This is a genomic window from Bradyrhizobium sp. P2_E8, assembly GCF_056403875.1.
This window is the reverse complement of record NZ_JBFUES010001697.1, coordinates 1-867: the sequence shown is the minus strand read 5'-3', so window position 1 is coordinate 867 and position 867 is coordinate 1. Positions and strand designations below refer to the sequence as shown.

Sequence of the window (867 nt, the reverse complement as noted above, 5' to 3'; positions counted from 1 at the left end):
GTGTGGGAGAGGCTCGGTGCGGCTTGAGTGCCGTGGCGCTAGAGCCAAGCCTTGTCAGCTTCGGAACCTACGGTTTGTAGCGGAGCGCGCCGATGAATGCAGCCAATGCGGGCGGCGTCTGACGCCGGCTGGGATGATAGAGGTAATAGCCGGGGAAGGTCGGGCACCATCTCTCCAGAATTCGCTTGAGCCGCCCGGCCCGGACGTCCGCCGCCACCTCATCCGCGTAGACATAGGCAATGCCTTGCCCCGCGAGGGCGGCCTCGCGAGTCAGATCGGCGTTGTTGAACACGAGCGGCCCCTCGACGCGCACCTGGAACGGCCGCCCCTTTTCCTCGAAGTCCCAGGCGTAAAGCCCACCCGACCTGACATGCCGGTAGTTGATGCAACGATGGCCGGCGAGTTCGCGGGGCGTCCTCGGCACTGGATGGTCGGCGAAATACGAGGGCGCACCGACCACGGCCATCCGGATGTCCGGCCCGATGCGGACCGCGATCATGTCCTTCTCGACGATGTCGCCGAAACGGATGCCGGCGTCGATGCGGTCCGCGACGATGTCGGTCAGATTGTCATCGACGATCATGTCCACCCTGATATCGGGATGGGCCGCGAGGAAGCGCGGCAAGACCGGCATCACCACGGACGAGACCGCGTGCTTGGTTGCCGTAACGCGGACGGTGCCGGACGGCTTGCCGCGCAGAGCGCCGACTGCATTTACGCCTGAGGAGATCTCGTCCAGCGCGGGACGCAGCGAACGCAGCAGCGTCTCGCCCGCCTCTGTCGTCGACACGGAACGCGTGGTGCGCGCCAGCAGCCGCACCCCGAGCCGCTCCTCCAGGGCCTTCATGGCATGACTCAACGCCGACT

1 protein-coding gene is annotated in these 867 nt (G+C 66.2%); it reads right to left on the bottom strand.

What is annotated here, in order from left to right:
* Positions 1–67: 67 nt before the first annotated feature.
* On the bottom strand, positions 68–867 hold an 800-nt coding region (locus tag AC1D00_RS43295), incomplete at its 5' end, for a LysR family transcriptional regulator (protein WP_477014951.1).